Source organism: Methylobacterium sp. AC315, from assembly GCF_979253755.1.
In genome coordinates this window covers 110,221-129,669 of record NZ_CEEDEA010000001.1, presented here as the reverse complement: position 1 = coordinate 129,669, position 19,449 = coordinate 110,221, and the positions used below count along the sequence as shown (strand labels likewise).

17 protein-coding genes and 1 riboswitch are annotated in these 19,449 nt (G+C 68.6%); of the genes, 12 read left to right on the top strand and 5 right to left on the bottom strand.

Annotated elements, in window-relative coordinates:
- Nucleotides 1-62: 62 nt before the first annotated feature.
- Both AC0IY0_RS00600 and AC0IY0_RS00595 read left to right on the top strand, forming a co-directional pair.
- Nucleotides 63-2,204 carry a TonB-dependent receptor gene (locus AC0IY0_RS00600; protein ID WP_471762807.1) on the top strand — a complete coding sequence of 714 codons (2,142 nt, stop codon included), beginning with the start codon at nucleotides 63-65 and terminating at the stop codon, nucleotides 2,202-2,204.
- A 282-nt stretch (nucleotides 2,205-2,486) separates the two neighbouring features.
- On the top strand, nucleotides 2,487-3,590 hold the full coding sequence (locus AC0IY0_RS00595; protein ID WP_471762806.1) for an oxidoreductase: 1,104 nt from the start codon (nucleotides 2,487-2,489) through the stop codon (nucleotides 3,588-3,590).
- 166 nt (nucleotides 3,591-3,756) lie between these two features.
- On the opposite strand, the gene AC0IY0_RS00590 is transcribed toward AC0IY0_RS00595, so the two are convergent.
- Entirely contained in the window at nucleotides 3,757-5,217 is a 1,461-nt protein-coding gene (locus tag AC0IY0_RS00590) for a PepSY domain-containing protein (RefSeq protein ID WP_471762804.1), read from the bottom strand.
- On the bottom strand, nucleotides 5,214-7,397 hold the full coding sequence (locus AC0IY0_RS00585; protein WP_471762802.1) for a TonB-dependent receptor: 2,184 nt from the start codon (nucleotides 7,395-7,397) through the stop codon (nucleotides 5,214-5,216). Before AC0IY0_RS00585 ends, AC0IY0_RS00590 begins: the two co-directional genes overlap by 4 nt.
- Nucleotides 7,398-7,689: 292 nt before the next feature.
- Nucleotides 7,690-7,885, bottom strand: a riboswitch (cobalamin riboswitch).
- 399 nt (nucleotides 7,886-8,284) lie between these two features.
- Here AC0IY0_RS00585 and AC0IY0_RS00580 point away from each other — a divergent pair.
- From AC0IY0_RS00580 to AC0IY0_RS00560, 5 genes are all read left to right on the top strand, one after another.
- Nucleotides 8,285-8,644: a HigA family addiction module antitoxin gene (locus AC0IY0_RS00580; protein ID WP_471762801.1), complete on the top strand. Its 360-nt coding sequence runs from the start codon at nucleotides 8,285-8,287 to the stop codon at nucleotides 8,642-8,644.
- A gap of 543 nt (nucleotides 8,645-9,187) precedes the next feature.
- Nucleotides 9,188-9,682 (top strand): HigA family addiction module antitoxin, encoded by a 495-nt coding sequence (locus tag AC0IY0_RS00575; protein WP_246692603.1) that lies wholly within the window; start codon nucleotides 9,188-9,190, stop codon nucleotides 9,680-9,682.
- A gap of 487 nt (nucleotides 9,683-10,169) precedes the next feature.
- Nucleotides 10,170-10,598 (top strand): NUDIX hydrolase, encoded by a 429-nt coding sequence (locus AC0IY0_RS00570; protein ID WP_471762800.1) that lies wholly within the window; start codon nucleotides 10,170-10,172, stop codon nucleotides 10,596-10,598.
- 96 nt (nucleotides 10,599-10,694) lie between these two features.
- On the top strand, nucleotides 10,695-11,630 hold the full coding sequence (locus AC0IY0_RS00565; protein WP_471762798.1) for a PLP-dependent cysteine synthase family protein: 936 nt from the start codon (nucleotides 10,695-10,697) through the stop codon (nucleotides 11,628-11,630).
- A gap of 147 nt (nucleotides 11,631-11,777) precedes the next feature.
- Complete coding sequence (locus AC0IY0_RS00560) at nucleotides 11,778-13,211, top strand: RluA family pseudouridine synthase (RefSeq protein WP_471762796.1); 1,434 nt, start codon at nucleotides 11,778-11,780, stop codon at nucleotides 13,209-13,211.
- Here the strand turns inward: AC0IY0_RS00560 and AC0IY0_RS00555 are convergent.
- Nucleotides 13,178-13,891, bottom strand: a complete 714-nt coding sequence (locus AC0IY0_RS00555) for an alpha/beta fold hydrolase (protein WP_471762795.1) — start codon at nucleotides 13,889-13,891, stop codon at nucleotides 13,178-13,180. The two genes, AC0IY0_RS00560 and AC0IY0_RS00555, sit on opposite strands and share 34 nt — an antisense overlap.
- 218 nt (nucleotides 13,892-14,109) lie before the next feature.
- On the opposite strand from AC0IY0_RS00555, the gene AC0IY0_RS00550 reads away from it, so the two are divergent.
- From AC0IY0_RS00550 to AC0IY0_RS00535, 4 genes are all read left to right on the top strand, one after another.
- Nucleotides 14,110-14,556, top strand: coding sequence for a hypothetical protein (locus AC0IY0_RS00550; RefSeq protein WP_147910095.1), 447 nt, complete (start codon nucleotides 14,110-14,112; stop codon nucleotides 14,554-14,556).
- Nucleotides 14,557-14,587: 31 nt separating this feature from the next.
- The gene (locus tag AC0IY0_RS00545; protein WP_147910094.1) at nucleotides 14,588-15,244 is read left to right on the top strand and encodes an HAD-IA family hydrolase; all 657 of its coding nucleotides are present in this window, start codon (nucleotides 14,588-14,590) and stop codon (nucleotides 15,242-15,244) included.
- 49 nt (nucleotides 15,245-15,293) lie between these two features.
- A complete protein-coding gene (locus AC0IY0_RS00540) occupies nucleotides 15,294-16,082 on the top strand; it encodes an ATP12 family chaperone protein (protein ID WP_471762793.1) in 789 nt (262 codons plus the stop codon).
- A gap of 132 nt (nucleotides 16,083-16,214) precedes the next feature.
- On the top strand, nucleotides 16,215-16,514 hold the full coding sequence (locus tag AC0IY0_RS00535; protein WP_471762792.1) for a hypothetical protein: 300 nt from the start codon (nucleotides 16,215-16,217) through the stop codon (nucleotides 16,512-16,514).
- 281 nt (nucleotides 16,515-16,795) lie between these two features.
- Here the strand turns inward: AC0IY0_RS00535 and AC0IY0_RS00530 are convergent, their stop codons facing one another.
- Both AC0IY0_RS00530 and AC0IY0_RS00525 read right to left on the bottom strand, forming a co-directional pair.
- Nucleotides 16,796-17,290: a glutathione peroxidase gene (locus tag AC0IY0_RS00530; RefSeq protein ID WP_147910091.1), complete on the bottom strand. Its 495-nt coding sequence runs from the start codon at nucleotides 17,288-17,290 to the stop codon at nucleotides 16,796-16,798.
- A gap of 40 nt (nucleotides 17,291-17,330) precedes the next feature.
- Nucleotides 17,331-17,891, bottom strand: a complete 561-nt coding sequence (locus tag AC0IY0_RS00525; protein WP_147910090.1) for a hypothetical protein — start codon at nucleotides 17,889-17,891, stop codon at nucleotides 17,331-17,333.
- A 133-nt stretch (nucleotides 17,892-18,024) separates the two neighbouring features.
- Here AC0IY0_RS00525 and AC0IY0_RS00520 point away from each other — a divergent pair, with 133 nt between their 5' ends.
- Nucleotides 18,025-19,410, top strand: a complete 1,386-nt coding sequence (locus AC0IY0_RS00520) for an aminotransferase (RefSeq protein WP_471763014.1) — start codon at nucleotides 18,025-18,027, stop codon at nucleotides 19,408-19,410.
- Nucleotides 19,411-19,449 lie beyond the last annotated feature (39 nt).

Sequence of the window (19,449 nt, the reverse complement as noted above, 5' to 3'; positions counted from 1 at the left end):
TCGGCCCTTGCATCGATCCGCTCCGAGGCCTGAATGAAACGATATACACTGTGTGAGTTTCGATGACCTCGACGCGACGCCTTGCTTTCCTGGCCGGCACGATTCTGTCGGCGCCCGTCTACGCCGTCCTGTTCGCCGTGCCGGCGCAGGCGCAGAAGGCCGTGGCCCTCGACGAGATCAGCGTCACCAGCCCGAGCCCGATCCAGACCGGCCAGCCTGCGGCCGGACCCGCGGCGCCGCTCCAGACCGGCATTCTCCCGGTGGCCACCAACACGTTCTCGCCGGTCACCGTGGTCACCCAGGACCAGATCGCCCGCGACCAGCCCCGGACCCTGGGGGACGCCCTGTTCGACCGGCCGGGTATCTCGTCCACCACCTACGCGCCGGGCGCAGCCTCGCGGCCGATCATCCGCGGCCTCGACAATGCCCGCGTGCGCATCCAGGAGAACGGTATCGTCAACGGCGGCGTCTCGGATCTCGGCGAGGACCACGCGGTCCCGGTGAACCCTCTGGTCTCCGACCGGATCGAGGTGATCCGCGGACCCGCGACCCTGCGCTACGGCTCCGGTGCCATCGGCGGCGTGGTCTCGGCCGACAACAGCCGGGTGCCGACCTTCATCCCGGCGAACGGCGTGCAGGGTCAGGTCACCACGGGCTTCTCCAGCGTCGACAACGGCCGGCTCGGCGCCGCCACCGTGGATGCGGGCGGCGACGGGATTGCGGTTCACGCCGACGGCTTCAGGACCGCCAACGACAGCTACGCGATCCCGGGCGGGATCCAGCGCAACTCCTACAACGAGTCGCAGGGCGGCGCGGTCGGCATCTCGGCGATCGGCGACCGCGGCTTCGTCGGCATCTCGTTCAGCCACTACGACGCGATCTACGCGATCCCGGGCGGCGTCGCCGAGCAGAACCGCACCCGCCTGACCCCGAACCAGGACCGGGTCCTGTCGCGGGGCGAGTACCGGCCCCTCGACGGCCCGTTCGAAGTGATCCGCTACTGGGCGGGATACTCGGTCTACCGCCACAACGAGGTCGGCATCGGCGAGGATGGGATCGAGGGTGTCCAGGCGATCTTCAAGAACCGCGAGGCCGAGGGGCGGCTGGAACTCCAGCACGTCCCGGTCGAGACTCCGTTCGGCGTGCTGACCGGGGCGCTCGGCTTCCAGTCGGACCGGCGGGTGATCAACACCCAGCTCGAATCGTTCCTGCCCAAGACCGAATCCCGGGCCAACGCGGTCTACCTGTTCGAGGAGCTGGAGCTGCGCCCCGGCACGCGGCTGCAGGCGGCCGGCCGCTACGAGGTGGACCGATTGTCGAGCATCGCGGCGCAGTTCCCCGCGGACTACGCCCCGGTCGACGGGCAGGATCCGTTCCAGTACGCCCGGACCCGGCGCTTCGCCCCGAAGAGCGCCAGCATCGGCGCCCTGCAGGACCTGCCCCTCGGCTTCGTGGCGAGCCTCAACGGCTCCTATGTCGAGCGCGGACCCACCGGCTACGAGCTGTTCTCGCAGGGGCCGCACGACGCCACCGCGACCTTCGAGATCGGCAACCCGGACCTCAAGAAGGAACGCGCCCGAACCGTGGAGGCCAGCATCCGCCGGGCCGAGGGCCCGCTGCGCCTCGACGCCACCGGCTACTACACGCGCTACACGGGCTTCATCTACCGCAACTTCACCGGACTCGCCTGCGACGACGACTTCGCATCCTGCGGCACCGGCACCGAGAATCGGCAGATCGTCTACCAGCAGCAGAACGCCACCTTCTACGGTGCCGAGATCATCGGCCAGTACGACATCCTGCCCGTCGGCAACGGCTTCGCCGGCATCGAGGCCCAATTCGACTTCGTGCGCGCGCAGTTCGACAACGGTACCAACGTGCCGCGCATCCCGCCCTACCGGCTCGGCGGCGGCGTCTACCTGCGGGCCGATGGCTGGTTCGCCCGGGTGAACCTGCTCCATGCCTTCGACCACCAGGCGACCGCCCTGTTCGAGACCCCCACCCCCGGCTACGACGATCTGCGCGCCGAGCTGAGCTACACCAAGGCGGTCGATCCGGCGGTCTACGGGGCGAGCGCGATCACCCTCGGGGTCCAGGGCCGGAACCTGCTCGACGCCGACATCCGCAACTCGACCTCGTTCAAGAAGGACGAGATCCTGCTGCCGGGGCGGAACGTGCGATTGTTCCTGACCGCGCGGTTCTGAGGGCGGGCTGAGACGCCGGCCGCACCGGATATGGTTTCACGCGATGGCCTGCGAGCGCTTCCGTCTGCGCGAGTGCAGCGACGCAACCCAGTAAGGCGCCATCCTCGGACGTGCCGCGCTGCCCTGGGTCGCTTCGTTGCGCGCGTGATGACGGTGAAGGAAGCTCACGGTGGCCTCCGTCTGGACAGCGTCGGAGGTTTCGCGCTCCGGAGGTGGTGAACCGGTGTCGGCCGCGGGGCTATAAGCGCGTGGCCCCGATGATTCCGACCGGACGACACCTGCATGGCGAGCGTGACTGCACCGATCCGAGTCGGCCTGATCGGCTACGGCTATGCCGGCAAGACCTTCCACGCGCCGCTGATCCGTGCGGTTCCGGCGCTCGACCTCCGATTGGTCGCTTCGCGGGATAAGGCCAAGGTCCAGGCCGACCTTCCCGGTATGCGCGTCATCGCCGATCCCGGTGCGGTCGCCGCCTCGGACAGCGTCGATCTCGTGGTCATCGCATCCCCCAATGACACGCACGCGCCCCTGGCTCGGATCGCCCTGGCAGCCGGCAAGCACGTCGTCATCGACAAGCCCTTCACCCTCGACCTCGCCGAGGCGCGCAGCCTGGTCGCGCTGGCGCGCCGCCATGGCCGGAGGCTGTCGGTGTTCCACAACCGGCGCTGGGACAGCGACTTCCTCAGCGTCCGAACCGCCATCGCGGACGGGGTCATCGGCAAGGTCCGGCATTTCGAATCGCATTTCGACCGGTTCCGCCCCGGCGTCCGTGACCGGTGGCGGGAGGGGGCCGGACCGGGAAGCGGGATCTGGTACGATCTCGGCCCGCACCTCGTCGACCAGGCGCTCCAGCTCTTCGGTCTGCCGGACCGGGTGACCGCGAACCTGGCTCGGCTGCGCAAAGGTGCGCTGTCCGACGATTGGGCCCACGTGGTGCTGGACTATCCGGACGTGCGCGTGGTCCTGCACGCCAGCATGGTGGTCGCCGGTGGATCGCCCCGTTTCGTCGTCCACGGCGAGGGCGGCAGCCTCGTCAAGCAACACCTCGACGGACAGGAGCAGCAGCTTCTCGCCGGCATGGCTCCGGGCGCCCCGGGTTGGGGCCAGGATCCGGACGGAATCGCGGTCCATGACGGGCGCGGCAGCGTGAGGTGCCTGCCCGCATTGGCCGGGGACCAGCGCCGGTTCTACCAAGACGTGGCTCACGGGATCTCCCGGGGCGCCGTCGACCATACGCCGGCGCTGGAGGCCCTCCAGGTGATGGCCTGCATCGACGCGGCTTTGACCTCGGCGCGGACCGGGACGACGGTGGCGCTGCCGCTCGTGCCGGAGGAGCGATCCGCGTCCCAGTTCGCGGAGGACGACCTGGCATCGCCACACGTCTGAGGTCGAAGGGCGCAGGCGAACGCAAGTCGCGGCGGTTCACCTGGACGCGGTTCTTCGAGGCGGCAGAGCGTTAGGCAGCCGTCCACCGAGCAACCGCCCCGTCATCCGGGCTCCGCTCCGCGGCCCTGGACTGACGGGGCGGTTGCCAAGAGCTGCCCCATTCCGCTCAGCGAGCCCGCGTCGAAACAGTCCGGCCGAGGCGCCGCCAGCCCGCGACGATCCCGGTGACCGCGATCCCGGCGGCGAGCAGGTTCAGGAGCCACTGCGCCGCGTTGCGCAGGGCGGCCCGTCCGCTCAGAAACGGGAAGTCGAGGCGGTGGGGCGCATCGAACAGCCAACGGTTGATGCGACCCGAGCGGTCGAGGCGCTGCAGGATGGTGCCGTCGCGCGGGTCGATATGGAGCCAGGTTGCGTCCGGATCGTCGAAGCGCAGGCGCAGAACCGGCAGGGGACGCGGGTCCACCCCATGCGGATACCAGTAGGCATCGTACGCCCCGAGCAGGCCCGCTGCCCGTAGATGTCCCATGGGGATCGCGTCCGCGGCGGCGGCGGCCAGGGCCGCCGCGTCCGGACCGGGGCCGCCGTCCGGTGCGACAGCGCGGGGGCCGTCCACCGCCTCGGCGACCACCCACCAGCGACCGCCGACCGTGGTGAAGCGCAGCGACCGGGTGTCCGGGCCGGCGAGATCGCGCAGCCGCCCGACATCGAGCCCGAGCGGTCCCGGCGTTCCAGCGTAGGCGCTGCGCAGCGCGGTCGGCGGCGCGCTCGATGCGAACCAGCGGTTCGGGTTCATGGAGATCCAGCCGCTCAGGATGAACGCCCCGAGCCCCAGCCCGCCCGCTAGGCCGAACAGGTGGTGCCAGCGCGCCAGCCCGCGATAGGGCGTGACGGCGCCGTGCGCATAGCGGCGGCGCAGGCGCAGGCGCCAGATCCCGACGACCAAGCCGCTGACCGCCCCGAGGGCGGCGAATCCGGAGAGCCAGAGCAGCACTGTCCGCCACAGCTCCGCCCGGGCGCGCAGCGGCGTCAGGTAGATCCAGTGCGGCACCGAACCGAGCCAGTTCCAGGCCCGCTCGAACCGGGTCGTGTCGAGGGCGATCTCCCCGGTTACCGCGGAGACGTAGAGCTCGGTCCCCTCCGGGTCATCGAAGACGACCTTGTGGAACGGCCGGAGCGGGTCGTAGCGAGCGGTCACAGTCCACTGGTCCCGCTCGACCGGATCGACGCGGGCATCCGGCCGATCCCCGGCGGCGAGCCGCAAGGCCGCCTCCGCACCAACCGGGCCGAGCCGCGCGCCGGTACGGCCCGATACGGTCGCCCGCCCCCCGTCGCGGCCTGTGATCCGGTAGACCGGCTCGGCACCGCGCATCTCCAGCGCGAACGCCGCCGGCACGCCCGCAAGGTCGCCGGCGGCGAGCGCCGCGTCCGGCGGGACCGCGACGGTCTCCCAGACGATCGGGGCGAGGCGCGCGAGGCGCTCGGCCGCTGTGAGTGCCGGGAACGGCACGTAGAGCATCACCAGTCCGGAGCCGATCCACAGGGCGAAGATCAGGGCCGTGGCGATCCCGGCCCAGCGGTGGAACAGCAGCAGCCAGCGACGCGCGGCTTTGCCGACCCGCTGCCTCACCAAGTCACCGTGTAGGCGACTTCCATCGAGCGCGGCCGGCCGAGCAGCCAGTTGGTGCCGACCCCGTTCACGGCATTGCCGCTGATTGCGTAAACCTTGTCGAACAGGTTGTAGACCCGCAGGCTCAGGCGCGAATCCGCCGTCACCTGATGGTCGAGCACGAGGTTGACGAGGTTGTAGGCCGGGCGCCGGGCCGTGTTGGAGAAGTCGCTGTAGACCTGGCCGACGTTCTGGAGCCCCACGCGTGCCGTCCAGGCGCGGGCAAAGTCCCAGGTCAGCCACAGGTTGGCGACCCGCTCGGGCACGTCGATCGGCTGGTTGCCGGCATACGAGACGGTCGCGCCGTTCACGCTCTGATTGAACGTATCGTATTGCGCGTGCAGGAGCGCGAGGTTGCCGTCCAGCCGCCAGCCCGGGGCGAGGTGCCAGCCCAGCGCCAGCTCGAAGCCCTGCGAGGATTGCTGGCCGACCTGGGTCGACACGGTCGGCTGACCCGGCACGGTCGAGATCAGGTTGTCCTTGACGATCCGGTATCCGGCAACCGTCCATTCCAGTGCGCCGTCGAATGCGAGGCCCTTGGCGCCGATTTCGACCTGCGTGCCGGTGGCGAGCTGGAACCCTGAGAGCGACTGCGTCAGGGTGATGAGGCTGTTCACCGGGTCGGTCGCGAAGCTGTACTGGGCGTAGAGCGCGTTGTCCGGCGTCGGGTTGTAGACCAGCCCGAACCGGTAGCCGAGCGCCTGATAGGTTTTCTCGAACTGTGATCCGCTCTGCAAATCCTCGCGACGGAGCGTCGGCACGTCCAGGCGCACGCCGGTGAGGAACGAGAGCTTGTCCGACAGGATCACCCGGTCCTCGGCGAAGACCGAGGCCTGGCTGGTCTGTGTCGCGTAGGCCGGCTGCGCCCGCCCGTTCTGCGGGAAGTATCCTGGATCGTAGCCTATCAGCGGCACGCTGGTGGTCTGGTCGAAGGTGAAATTGTTCGTGTGGCGGAAGTCGATGTGGTTCACGTCGAACCCGACCGCGAACGCGTTCGGCAGGCCGAACAGGTTGCCCTTGACGCTCGCGTCCAGGCGATTCCCGACCTGTTCCTGGCTGTGGTAGATCTCGGTGTAGCTGCCCCGGTCGACCAGCCCGGTGCCGCGGTTGTAGGTGTATTGCTCGGTATCGAGCCAATGCCGCCGGCTGGTGAGCCGATAGGCCGTATTGCGCACGATGATGTCGTCCGAGGGCGTCCACTCGGTCTTGAACTGGGTCCAGTTATCCGACCAGGTAATCTTCGCGTCGCGGACGTTGTAGTTGTTGAACCGGATCAGGTCCGGGATCCTACCCTCGACCAGGGGCGTGCCCCAGTAGCGCGCCGGCTCCTGGTAGCCGAGGTCGTGGCTCACCGTGACGGCGAGGTCCGGGCTCGGCTGGAACAGCAGGGCGGCCGAGACGGCGAGGTTGCGGAAATCGCCCTCCGGCCGGATCCAGCCATCCGCGCGGTTGCCGCTGACGTTGAGGCGGTACGCGAAGGTGTCGCCGAATTCCTCGCGCCCGAGCGCCCCGCCCGAATCCAGCGCCAGCCGCGCGACGCCGTCGGTGCCGATCACCGCGCGCGCGGTGTTGATCGGCACGAAGACCGGCTTCTTCGGCACCACGTTGATCACGCCGCCGATGGCGCCGTCGCCGTAGAGCACCGAGGACGGGCCGCGCAGCACCTCGATACGCTCGACGTTCCAGGTGTCGAACGGGAACGTGACCGTGTTGGCCCCGACATAGAAGCGTGTGCCGTCGTAGAGCTGCTGGATCGAGTTCGGGCCCGCGAAACCGCGCGACGTGAAGGCGCCGTTGCCGTTGCCCGGCGCCGCGATCGTGGTGATGCCGGTGGCGTCCTGGGTCACAGCTTCGGCGATCGTGTCCTGGCCGCGCAGCCGTGCGGTCTCGCCCGACACGATATCGACGCTCGCCGGCGTCTCCAGCGGCGTCAGCCCGAGCCGGCTCGCGGTCCGGTCGGGCGTGCGCAGGTTCAGCCCGGTCGGCGCAGCGCGGGTCAGGCTGACGCCGCCCTCCCCCTCGACGGAGAGCTGATCGAGGGTCACGGTTTCCTGGGCTGCGGCCGGGCTTGCCAGGAGCGTGAGCATGGCACCGCAGAGCGGTCTACGCCGGCTGCGACGAGGAAGTTTGGATCGCGACATGGTGAGGATAGGTCCGAGCGCGGCGGCCGCCGGTTCAGATGCCCTAATAGCAATGTAATAACATTACAATTGCGGATGCGTGTCTGATCCGGTCCGGTCCACGCGCGGCGGCCCGGGTGAAGGATCAGGCCGCGTGCAAACGCGGCCGGGATCGGCACGACAAGGGAAAGCATCGGGAACCGGGACGCGGGCGCGCTTGCTGTGGCACGTCACCGCGAACGAGGCCTCGCCGACCGCGCTCGCGCACGGCCGTCTCGACACCCGCCAGGACACCCCGCCTGACGCGTTTCGCGTGTGACCACGGCTGACGGCAGGTCTCCTGGCTCGCGGGTCGCCGCCCTCGCACCGTCTTCCCGGGCTTGAGACCCAGTGACGTGGTGGTGAAGGACTCGCCGCTCACAGTTGCGGGGACAGCCGCGGTTTCAGGGCAGGCCCCTCACCGCGTTCCCTTTTGATCCCCGAGGGGAACCGTCGCCGACTAGCGTGGCTGTATGCCGGTGGAACGTCAAGCGTGTGGATATCCGGCCCCCTGCGTGGGCGGCCTGCGATCAGGCGCACGATCGCCTCGCGCGATGCTTAACGGATCACGGGCCTCCGACTGCATGGCGCAAAATTTTGTATTTCCACTGTAATAGTATTTTTTAAAATGACTTGCTGCTTAACGAATTTGAACTTATTTTTCCAGATATCAGCGTTGTTATTTTGAAAATAAGCAAATTAAAATCTACTTATTTTACTTTTAGACAACTCAGGAACTTTTTTTGAGCTGTCGCGTAAGATTTGCGAGCCGAAATCAGAGGTGTTTTAAGACGGCGCATCGGCTAAAATAGTGGTTTCCGCTCTGTCGCTTATTCGCCAAATTTGCAAAACCTGGTAGGAGAATCATTATGAATTCACCTTATGTATTAGAGAATCCCTGTCATCCTGGCGGGTTTGTTAGCCGCAATATCCTTGAGCCGCGTAACCTAACCGTCATGGCTGCGGCCAGCCTGCTCAACGTGACGCGCCAAACGCTGTCCGACTTCTTGAACGAGAAGATCGCTCTTACGGCCGAACTGGCTCTGCGGGTCGAGAAGGTGTTCGGGGCCCGCATGGAGATGCTGATGGAGATGCAGACCCACTACGATATCTCGCGCGCGCGGAAACTCGAACAGAAGGTCGAGAGGGAACTCGCGGGCCGGACCGGCGTCCAGACCCCGACCGAAAGGCCTCAGGTAATCGTCAAGCGCGTTCACGCGTTTGGGTGAGCTCAATTCGTGGCGACCGGTTGTCCGGGATGCCGGGCCGTTACCGGATCTCCCCTGCGCGACGCGGGGTGAACGCGCATTGGTCGGGCCTCCACGCCTTGTCGTCGCTTCTTGGCCGGGACGCACCGCTTTGCGACGCATGATGGACGGCTCCGGAAAACACCTCGGCACGTTTCCGCGCGAGACTGGGTGACGATCGCAGGGGGACCAGTCCCCATGCCTTGGTATCGTTCGTCGTCACGGGCCAAGGCGATCGGCATTCTCCATATCGGACGGTACCGCGCACGCGACCCTGATCGTGTTTCATCGGAGACATTTGCTCAGGCTGTATCGCGATCAAAATTATCATGCATATTTTTGAAGTTTTGCAGATTAATACAGTCGAATTATTGATTTATTCGAAATAAATTTGTAAATCTGGATGAGATTGACATGCTGCAATCCGATTGATATCGACGATTTGATCGGATCTGCAAGACAATAAAATATATAACCGGCAAAATAAAGTAAGACTGTGGGTGGCTGAGGTAGTCGGCGATTCTGATGTTGCTGATGGAGCGCTGCTTGCGCCCATGTGCCCGTGAGGTCTGCCGCAGTTCCGATCAGTCGATCAAAACGCTCATCCGAAAACGATTGTGTCAATCGACGAAGGAGTCCCAGGTGAACGCTGTCCATCAACCGGCAAATCCGTGTCATCCCGGTCTGTTTGTTCGCCGCAAGGTCTTCGAGCCGCGCAACCTGACCATCATGGAGGCTGCCGGTCTTCTGGGCGTCACGCGTCACGCGCTCACCGACTTTCTCACCGAGAAGACCCCTTTGACTGCCGACCTGGCTTTCCAGATCGAGCAGGCGTTCGGGTACAGCATGGAAATGATGATGGAGATGCAGAAGCAGTTCGACATCGCCGCCGTGCGCAGGCGCGAGCGGAATGTTCGAAACGAGTCAATGTCCAAGGCCTGGTCCCAGGTCGCCGCGACACGGCTCCAGGTTGCGCAGACACGGGCTCATACGTCCGAACGGAAGCACGCCTTCGCGTAACGTTCGCACCTATCGGATCTCGGCTCGAGCGATCGCCGCCGAAGTCGGAGGCGGGTTCGGCATACGCGAGCGCGTTAAATCAAGGCTTTAGAACTGCTCCCGATCGCAACGTGTTCGGGAGCAGATCTAGGGATCATGGAGACCGAAGCTGTCGCAGCCGAGGGCGGGACTGTATGCTCGCCCTGCAAAGCCTCCACTTGTTCGACAGAATAGTCCGAGCAGCCGATAGGCCCGGGTAGGCCCGGAGGGGGTCCAAGGGCTCGCGACGCCCGCTGCGTCGGCGTTCGATGAAGCAGCGGTGAAATAGAACACCCGCTCGACGAAGCTTTCCGCACGTTGGACCCATCTGGTAGAGTGTACGGCCGACAACGAGGCGTTGCGCGCCGCCGCCGGGAGCCACGGACCCTGCACCCCGGGCCGTTGTCGGTTTACGAGCCGCAGCATACCAGGCCGCATGAATGTTTAGCGCCCCCCACCAGAGATTCGCATGAAGGCGCTGGGCTTGCCCTGGCGCGGGCGCCAGCTGCTCGTCGCCGAGGTCTATACCGACGACGGGCGCCTCAAGGGCGTGCGGCAGCTCGGGGGCAGCGTCGAATTCGTTGAGCCGGCCGAGGCGGCGCTCGTGCGGGAATTCCGGGACGAGCTTGGTCTCACGGTGCGGATCCTCGGCGTCCCGTTCGTGACGGAGAACCTCTACACCCACGAGGGCAGCCCGGGCCACGAGGCGCTGTTTCTGTTCCCGGTTGGCCTGCCGCCGGGCCCGCTCGATACGCGGGAATGCGTCGTCTTCCACGAGGATTGCGGCACGCCGTGCGTCGCCCGCTGGTACGATCTGGACGTCCTCGATCGCGACGGCGGTCCCGTGTTGTACCCGGTCGGACTGAAGGCGCGGCTATTGGCCGAGCGGCGATCGTAGGCGCGCGTACCTGTGCCGAAGGGCGCTTTCCCTGCCGGGCGCACGGTGCGGCTGCTAAACGACCGCGGTGGAATCACCCACGCCGAGCCCGCGTCCGTGCCCTACCCCATCGCCGCGTCCGCCCTCGATCTGATCGGCGGCACGCCGTTGATCGCCCTCGATCGCGTCCATCCCGGGCCGGGCCGCATCCTTGCCAAGGCCGAATTCATGCAGCCCGGCGGGAGTGTGAAGGATCGTGCCGCCCGCGCCATCCTGCTCGCCGCGCGGGCGGACGGCCGTTTGGCACCGGCGGCCCCGGTGGTGGAGATGTCGAGCGGCAATATGGGGGCCGGCCTCGCCGTGGCCTGCGCGGCGCTCGGTCATCCGCTGCTCGTCACCCTGTCGGCGGGGAACAGCCCGCAGCGGGCACGGATGCTTGAGGCGCTCGGCGCGGAGGTCATGCTGGTGCCGCAGGTCGATGGGGTGCCGGGGCAGGTGACCGGGGCCGATGTCGCGGCTGCCGTCGAGTCGGCGCAACGCCTGGCGGGTAAACGCGGCGGCTTCTATGTCGATCAGTTCCATGCCCCGGAGGGCGTCGCGATCCACCGGGATACGACCGGGCCGGAGATCTGGGCGCAATCCGAGGGGCGGGTCGATGCCTGGGTCGCCTCGGTCGGGACGGGCGCGACGTTTTTGGGTGTCGCCGCAGCGCTCCGGGCGCGCGATCCGCGCGTCGTCTGTGTGGCTGTGGAGCCCGACGGCTGCCGGCCGCTGGCGGGCGAGCTTGTCACCAAGCCGCGTCATGTCCTGCAGGGGACGGGGTACGGCAGCGTGCCGCCGCATTGGGATCCCGGGCTCAAGGATCTGGCCGTCGCGGTGACCGACGACGAGGTCGTGCGATGGCGCCGGTTGCTGGCGACGCGGGAGGGTCTGCATGTCGGCTACTCGGCCGCCGCCAATGTCTGCGTCGCCGCCGCCCTGCTCATTTCCGGTCGCCTGCCGGCAGACGCGGTCGCCGTGACGGTGCTATGCGACAGCGGCCTCAAATACTGATGGTTGTGGCGTCGGCCATCGCCGCCTTTGCCGCTGCGCCCCCGCGATGCTAGAGCCGGGTGACCCCATCGGTCCGGGTCCTCCGCGACGCCGCGGCCGATGCGCCCGGACGTTCCGTCCGAAGCGGAGACGGGTGCTGGCGGAATCATGACGACACGACCACCTCCCCGCGGCGGCCCGAAGGGACGCAAGCCCCCGTCCGGTAAGTTTCAGCCGTATGGCGATCGCGCCCGCACAGGCCCGCGCACCAGCGCCCGCGACGCGGCCGAGCGCGCGGCCCGCAACCGCGGCGACGATGCCGGCGCGCGCGATCCCTGGACCGCACCGGGCACGCCCCACGCTATGGCGGCTGCGGCTGCAGCCGCCGCCGCTGCCGCCGCGAAACCGAGGCCGCGGCCTGCCCGGGTCGAGCGCGACGATGCCGCGCCCCCGCGCAAGGCCCCGCCCCGGCCGAGCGCCAGGCCGGCCGCGAAGGCGTATGCCAAACCCGTCGAGACGCGGCCGGCTGCCCAGCCTTCGCCCCCCGCCCCGCCGGCCGGCCCGACAAGGCGCGAGCAGCGTGCTGCCGCCTCCGCGACCCTCGCCTCCGGGGTGCAGACCCTGACGGTCGAGGCGGACGAGGCCGGCATGCGCATCGACCGCTTCCTCACCGCGCGCTTTCCACTCCTGCCCTTCACACGGGTGCAGAGCATCGTCCGCAAGGGCGAGCTACGGGTCGACGGCAAGCGCGCCAAGCCGAATGACCGGCTGGAGCCGGGCATGAGCGTGCGCGTACCGCCGCTGCGCCTCGACCAGCCGACCGAGCGCCCGCGCAGCGCCGCGCGGGAGCAGGACGATGCCGAGTTCCTGCGCTCGCTGATCCTCTACGAGGATGCCGACATGATGGTGCTCAACAAGCCGTTCGGCCTCGCGGTCCAGGGCGGGTCGGGCACCGTCCGCCACGTCGACGGGCTGCTCGCCGCGCTGACCGGCCCGGACGGCCAGAAGCCGCGCCTCGTCCACCGTCTCGACAAGGACACGGCCGGCTGCCTGATCATCGCCAAGACCCGGTTGGCGGCCGCGACGCTGGCGAAGAGCTTCCGCTCGCGGGCGGCGCGCAAGATCTACTGGGCGCTCACCGCGGGCGTGCCGCGGGTGCGGCAGGGGCGGGTCTCGACCTACCTGGCCAAGGACGAGCCCACCGACGCCGATGCGCGGATGCGGGTGGCCAAGCATGGCGACGAGGGCGCCAGCCACGCGCTGACCTATTACGCGATGGTCGATCAGGCCGCCCAGAAGCTGTCGTGGCTGTCGTTCAAGCCCGTCACCGGGCGGACCCATCAGCTGCGCGCCCACGCGGCCCATATCGGCCACCCCATCGTCGGCGATCCGAAATACTTTTCCGTGGAGAACTGGGAGCTTCCGGGCGGAATCCAGAACCGGCTCCACCTGCTCGCCCGGCGGATCGTGATCCCGCATCCGCGCACCGGCCGGCCCGTGGATGTCAGCGCGCCGCTGCCGCAGCACATGGCCCAGAGCTGGAACCTGCTGGGCTTCGACGCCTCCCGCTACGATCCGATCGTCGAGGCGCCGGAGAGCTGATCGCGCAGCCACGGTACGATGGCCTCTGCCAGCGCCTCGGGGGCCTCCATCGGAAGCATGTGGCCGGAGCCGTCGATCACTATCAGGGCGGCGCCGGGGATGCCGTCTCGCAGCTCCCGCGCCTCGTCGAGGCTGCGCAGGCCGTCCTGGGCTGCTGCCACCACAAGGGTCGGGCAGGAGATCGCGCCGAGCCTGTCCCGGTCGCTCGCCCGCGTCTGTCCGGCCTGGCGCAGGAACACGTCGCCCCCGAGCCGGTCGCCCATGCGGCAGATGCGGGCGATCAGGGCGTCGTCACCGGCCCGGTCCGGATGCACCGATCCACGAATTGCGGACCGGCTGAGCCCGGTGAAACTCTGGCGGCGCACGTGCCCGACGGCCGCATCCTTCCGGCGCGCCTGGGCGGGTGTGTCCGCCCGCGCCGAGGTGGCGATCAATACGAGCGCTCCGACCCGCTCCGGTGTGATGCGGGCCATCTCGCGCGCCACGTAGCCGCCCATCGAGAAGCCGATGAGGGCGAAACGGTCCGGCGCCTCCTCGACGACCCGCCGCGCCATCGCCGCGATGCTGTCGTCCCGGCCCAGATCGCCGTGCAGGATCGGCCCGAACGGCGCGAGGCTCGGGGCCATGTCGGCCCACAGGTCCGGATCGGTCATGAAGCCGGGAAGCAGAACGAGGGGCATGGCGCGGTCGTGATCCTCGGTGGCCCGGCGCATCGTCGGTGTCGGAGCGGCGCCCCTCTTTCGAGATGCGGCGCGCGCCTCCCCGGTGAAGCGCGGACCGCAGCCTGAAAGTCTCCCGACCGGCACGCCTTGGCAATTGGCCGCCTCGCCTCATATGCTGATCCGCGACCCGCCGTTCCGCCGCGGGGCCGATTTCCCGCGGTTCGAGACCCTGACGCATGAAGCTCGCGACGCTGGCCTGCCTCGCTGTCCTCTGCCTGGTCGGGCCGGCCGCCTACGCCGCGCCGGGCGATCCGCCCAAGCCGGCCGTCCCGGCGAGCCCAGCCCCAGCGGCCAGCGTGCCGAAGTCGGCGCAGCCCGCGCCGGTGGGCGAGGCCCCACAGCCGGCGCCTCCGGCCGCTCCTCCATTGTCCCCATCGATGTCCCCTTCGGCCGCCCCATCCGCAACCACGCCGCAGGCCGCCCAGCGCCCGGCCTCGAGCGCCCGGGCCGAGCGCCGCCGGCGGTCCTATGCGGCCTGCAACCGCGCCTCCCACCAGCGCGGCCTACGCGGCGGCAAGCGCCGACGGTTCCTGATCCGCTGCCGGCTCGGCTACGAGCGCACGCACGGCCAGCCGGCGCAGCAGAATCCCGGCCAACCGGTACAGCCGGGCCGGAAGCCGTGACCGGTCGTCCCGTGCCGGACGTGACACGGCGATGAAGCTCATCGTGTTCGACGTCGACGGCACCTTGGTCGACAGCCAGCACCTGATCGTCGCCGCCCAGGGGCTCGCCTTCGCGGAGAACGGCCTGCCGGCCCCGGGACGGCGCGAGGCGCTCTCGGTGGTCGGGCTGTCGCTGCCGCAGGCGTTCCGGCGCCTCGTCGGTGAGGACGGGCCGATCGCGGACCTCTCCGAGAGCTACAAGCAGGCCTATAACCGCCTTCGGATCGACCCCGCCTACGAGGAGCCGCTGTTTCCCGGGATGGGCGATCTGCTGGCGCGGCTTCATGCCCGCGACGACGTGCTGATCGGCCTCGCAACCGGCAAGTCCCGGCGCGGGGTCGATCGCCTGATCGCCCATCACGGTTGGGCCGATTGGTTCGCCACCACGCAGAGCGCGGACGACGCCCCCTCCAAGCCCGACCCGACCATGCTGCAGCAGGCGATGGCGGAGGCCGGCTGCACCCCGGACGCCACCATCATGGTCGGCGATACGACCTTCGACATCGGCATGGGCGTCGCGGCCGGTGCCGTGGCGATCGGGGTCGGCTGGGGCTACCACCCGGCCGGCGCCCTTTACGGGGCCGGGGCGGTCACGGTCGTGTCGAGCGCGGGCGCGCTGGAGGGGTTGTTCTCCAGGGGTGAGACCTAGCCTTGCAACGAGGCTCGCAGACGCACCGGAAAGCTCCTATCTGGCATCCATGAGCGATGTGACGAACGAGTGGCTCGGCGAACCGGGCGATGGGGAACGTCCCGACCCGGTGCGTGCGGCCCGCGGCCATGCCAAGCCCGCCCTCCCCCGCCGGTTCTACAAGGAGGCCGGCTTCGCGGAAGGGCCGGGCGGGTTCCGGTTGACCCTCGACGGCCGTCCGGCCAACACGCCCGCCCGCAATCCGTTGAGCCTGCCCACGCGGGCGCTGGCTGAAAAGGTCGCGGCCGAATGGGCGGCGCAGGACACGGTGATCGATCCGGCCAAGATGCCGCTGACTCGGATCGCCAATACCAGCATCGACGGTGTCGCCCCGCGGCACGCGGCCGTGGTGGAGGATCTCTGCGCCTATGCGGGCACCGACCTGATCGCGTATCGCGCCGGAGATCCGGAGCGTCTGGTTTCGGCGCAGGCCGCCGCGTGGGACCCTGTGCTCGATTGGGCTCGCGACACCTTCGGCGCCCGCGTGATCCTCAGCGAGGGCGTGATGCATGTCGAGCAGCCGCCCGACACGGTCCGGTCGCTATCCGAGGCGGTCGCCGCGGTGGAGAGCCCGTTCCGGCTGGCCGGCCTGCACACGCTGACCACGCTGACCGGCTCGCTGCTGATCGCGCTCGCAGTCCTGCGCGGCCGCCTCAGCCCGGCCGAGGCCTGGGATGCAGCCCACGTGGACGAGACCTATCAAGCCGCCGTCTGGGGCCGGGATGCTGAGGCCGAGGCGCGGCTGGCGATCCGCCGGGCGGAGTTCGAGGCCGCGGCCGAACTGATCGCCAGCGTCTGAGGGAGGGCCCGGGTGGATTGCGCAGATGCGCTTGCGCAACATGCCCGGACTCGCTGCCACCAGGGCGCAGAACCGGCTGACAGGCTGCGAAGAGTGACTTAGAGTCCGGATATTCCAGCCTTTGGACCATCCATGCGCGTCGATCCTTGCCAAGACAGTCGTTTCGAAGGCGAACTGACGGCGCTGCTTTCCGACAAGCAGTCTTCCGACGACGCGTCGGTGCGCGAGGCGCTGTTCGCGGCCCTGTCACGGCTGGAGCGGCAGGCCCTGATCGCCGGCGCCGCGGATACCACTCTGCACAAGATCGCCGAGGCCCGATTCCTGGTTGGCATCCTGCGCGACGCGATGCGCCCGCCGCGGATCGCGCCCCTGCGGAGCCTGCTGCGGCTGGCGGGGGAGACCCGACCACTCGCGGAGGCTGACCCGGCCTGAGGCCGGGTTCAAATCCGGCCGCTGCGCCATCCCGGAGACATGCAAGGCGCCTTGGGATCTTAGAGTGTCCCAGGTGTTCGATACCCCCCTTGTCATCCCGGGGCCGCGAAACGGAGCTCGAAATTGATAGCTGCCGACGGCTCAAGCCTTTGTAATACAGGCGGCTTTGGATCTCGGGCTCGCCTGAAGCGACTCGGGATGACAGAGTGAGGGACGCAGATATCGTCGGGATACGGGTTTGAGACGAGACCCCAGAAAGGCGGCAACGGTCTCGAAAATCCTCACCCCGCCGGCTGCGCCAGCGCTGCCCGGACCTTCCCCTCAAGCGAGGCGGGCTTGGCCGACGGCGCGAACCGGGCGACCACCTCGCCGTTCCGCGCGATCAGGAATTTCGTAAAATTCCACTTGATCGCCCTGGTGCCGAACAGCCCCGAGCGTGCCCGCTTCAGGTGGTCGAACAGCGGGTCGGCGTCAGTCCCGTTCACCGCGACCTTGCCGAGCACCGGGAAGCTGACGTCATAGGTCAGCGCGCAGAAGCTCGCGATCTCGGCCGCGTCTCCCGGCTCCTGGGCCCCGAACTGGTTGCAGGGGAAGCCCAATACCGTCAGACCCTCGGCGCGATGGGCCCGCCACAGGGCCTCCAGCCCGGCATATTGCGGGGTGAAGCCGCAGCGCGACGCGGTGTTGACGATGAGCAGGACCTCGCCGCGATGTTGCGCGAGGGGATAAGGGCTGCCGTCCGCCGCCGGCACGGTGAAATCGTGGATCGTCGTCATGCCCGATCAGTCGGGCAAATGGCCGGATGCCGCAAGGGTGTTACGCGGCCTTCACCTTCTGCACGTCGAAGCTCGGACCTTGCGGGGTCATCCGATCGTGCGAGACGATCCGCTCGTCCGGCCCCACCACCCCGAGGCTGACGTCGCGGTCGGGCAGGACGACCGTGGTGGTCTTGTTGACGTGCACCAGCACGTGGCGCCGGAGGGGCACCGAGGCCGCTGCCCAGCGCTTGAGCTGGCCGTAATAGGGCTCCCGCCGCCAGACGTTCGCTTGGCCGGGATCGACCTGCACGTTCATGTTGCGGGACAGGGGGTCCAGGGTAAGCACCATCTTGGCGCGGTCGGGCTTCCATTCCGGGCCCAGCCAGCTCTCGGTCATCCAGAGGCAGTGGAACGCCCGGCAATGGTCGGGGCGCGTCGCGTGGATCGCGCAGCCCTGGCCGGCCTTGGTATGGCGGCACCACTGGCCCGCGACGCTCTCCACCGCCGGCACGTCGTAAACCTTGCAGCACAGGGTGCAGGCGCCGCAGGCGCGGCCTGGGGCCGGCTGCGCCACGAAGGTTTCGGGCGCGAGGACGGGTGAAGGACCGGAAGTGAGCATGAATCGTGCGTCGCGCGGGTCAAACACGGGGGCATGCATCCGGCAAAGGCCGGGCGCAGGGCCGCGGGACTACCTGCACGGGCATCGGGTCGGTAGTGTGGCGGATCCCCTGGGCATGAGGACGGTGCAAACGATGCTCTCGAATCTCGCGACCCGCGACGTCGAAACCCTGCTCCACCCCTACACCAACCTGTCGGCTCACCGACATACCGGCCCGCTGGTCCTGGAGCGCGGCGACGGCGTCCACGTCTACGACACGGAGGGCCGGTCCTACATCGAGGGCATGTCGGGGCTGTGGTGCACCGCGCTGGGCTACTCGAATGCGGAACTGGTGGAGGCGGCCCGGGTCCAGATGGGCCGGCTGCCCTTCACCCACCTGTTCTCCGGTCGCAGCCACGATCCGGGGATCGAGTTGGCCGAGACCCTCAAGGAGCTGATGCCGGTCCCGACCTCGAAGATCTTTTTCACATCGTCCGGGTCGGAAGCGAACGACACGCAGGTGAAGCTGACCTGGTACTACAACAACGCGGTGGGCCGGCCGAAGAAGAAGAAGATCATCGCGCGGCAGAAGGGCTATCACGGCGTCACCGTCGCCAGCGCCTCGATGACCGGCCTCACGGCGAACCACGCCGACTGGGACCTGCCGCTGCCCGGTTTCCTGCACGTCGCTTGCCCGCATTTCTACCGGGGCGCCCAGCTGGGCGAGACCGAGGACGCTTACTCGGCCCGCCTCGCCGACGAGTTGGAGCAGACGATCCTGCGCGAGGGCCCCGAGACGGTCGCGGCCTTCATAGCCGAGCCGGTGATGGGCGCCGGCGGGGCGATCGTGCCGCCGCGCGGCTACTTTGCGGCGATCCAGGCGGTGCTGGCGAAATACGAGGTCCGGCTCATCGCCGACGAGGTGATCTGCGGCTTCGGCCGGCTCGGCACATGGTTCGGCAGCGAGGCGCTGGGGATCCGGCCCGATTCGATCTCCTTCGCCAAGGCACTGACCTCCGCCTACATGCCGCTCGGCGGCGTCAGCATCGACGAGCCGCTCTACGAGGCGATGATCGGCCAGAGCGAGAAGCTCGGCACCTTCGGGCACGGCACCACCTATTCCGGACATCCCGTCGCGGCCGCGGTGGCGCTGAAGGCGATCGAGATCTACCGGCGCGACCGGGTGATCGAGGGCGCGGCCGAGAAGGCGCCGCACTTCCAGCGCCGGCTCTCGGCGCTGGCCGAGCACGACATCGTCGGCGAGGCCGGCGGCATCGGGCTGATCGGCGGGCTGGAGATCGTCGCCGACAAGGCCAGCAAGCGCCAGTACGAGCCTAAGGCCGGTGTGGCCGCCCGCTGCGTCGCCTTCGCGCAGGCCGAGGGCCTGATCGTGCGGGCGCTCACCGGCGACCGGGTCGCCGTCTGCCCGCCGCTGATCATCAGCCCCGACGAGATCGACGCGCTGTTCGACCGGCTCGGCCGGGCGCTCGACCGCACCCGCGACTGGATCCGCTCCGAGGGGCTGGAGGCGGTAGGCTAAGGGTCTGAACCGAGCCTTATCGAGGTGTTTGGCGCGACC